Annotated in this window: 1 protein-coding gene; it reads left to right on the top strand. The window is 42.2% G+C overall.

The window, feature by feature from the left end; genetic code table 11:
• The first annotated feature begins 1 nt into the window (after nucleotide 1).
• The gene (gene tuf / locus NPY00_RS06310) at nucleotides 2-1,177 is read left to right on the top strand and encodes an elongation factor Tu (RefSeq protein ID WP_269021231.1); all 1,176 of its coding nucleotides are present in this window, start codon (nucleotides 2-4) and stop codon (nucleotides 1,175-1,177) included.
• Nucleotides 1,178-1,222: the final 45 nt, after the last annotated feature.

Here is a 1,222-nt window from a genome sequence, read left to right as displayed (position 1 = left end):
AATGGCAAAGAGCAAATTTGAACGTACGAAGCCGCATGTTAACATTGGTACGATTGGTCACGTTGATCACGGTAAGACCTCTTTGACAGCAGCGATTACGAAATATTTTGGTGAATTTCAAGCTTATGATCAAATTGATGCAGCTCCTGAGGAGCGTGCGCGTGGAATTACTATTTCTACAGCACATGTTGAATATGAGACGGAGAATCGCCACTATGCACATGTTGACTGTCCTGGGCATGCGGATTACGTTAAGAATATGATTACCGGTGCAGCACAAATGGATGGTGCGATATTAGTTGTTTCTGCTGCTGATGGTCCGATGCCTCAGACCCGTGAACATATTTTGTTGGCTCGCCAAGTTGGTGTTCCTGCGATTGTTGTTTTTTTGAATAAGGTTGATCAGGTTGATGATAGTGAACTTTTGGAGCTTGTTGAGCTTGAGGTTCGGGAACTTTTGTCAAAGTATGATTTTCCAGGTGATGATATTCCGATTGTTAAGGGTTCTGCATTAGCGGCTCTTGAGGATTCAAATAAGAGCATAGGGGAAGATGCTGTTCGTCTTTTGATGAGTGAGGTTGATAATTATATTCCGACTCCTGAACGTCCAGTTGATCAGCCATTTTTGATGCCTATTGAGGATGTTTTTTCGATTTCTGGTCGTGGAACAGTTGTTACCGGTCGTGTTGAGCGTGGTGTGATTAAGGTTGGTGAAGAAATAGAAATTATCGGTATTCGTCCGACTTCCAAAACAACAGTTACTGGTGTTGAAATGTTCCGTAAGCTTCTGGATCAGGGGCAGGCAGGTGATAATATTGGTGCTTTGCTTCGTGGTATTGATCGTGATGGCATTGAACGTGGACAAGTTTTGGCGAAGCCTGGTTCAGTTACACCTCATACAAAGTTTAAAGCAGAGGCGTATATTTTGACGAAAGATGAAGGTGGGCGTCATACTCCGTTCTTTACGAATTATCGCCCTCAGTTTTATTTTCGGACAACGGATGTAACGGGGATTGTTACTCTTCCTGAGGGTACAGAGATGGTTATGCCAGGCGATAATGTTGCGATGGATGTTTCTTTAATTGTTCCGATTGCAATGGAAGAAAAACTGCGTTTTGCGATTCGTGAAGGTGGTCGTACTGTCGGTGCTGGTATTGTGTCTAAAATTATTGAATGATAAAAGTGAGTTTTTGAAGAATATCTAAACGATATTCTTCATAAT

The sequence above is a fragment of the Bartonella sp. F02 genome, assembly GCF_026929975.1.
Taxonomy (GTDB): Bacteria; Pseudomonadota; Alphaproteobacteria; order Rhizobiales; family Rhizobiaceae; genus Bartonella.
The sequence above is the reverse complement of the archived record's forward strand: the minus strand, read 5'-3'. Positions and strand labels throughout refer to the sequence as shown.

Excerpts from the sequence above, each read along its gene's own strand:
- tuf (WP_269021231.1), top strand. The coding sequence starts at position 2 with ATGGCAAAGAGCAAATTTGAACGTACGAAGCCGCATGTTAACATTGGT.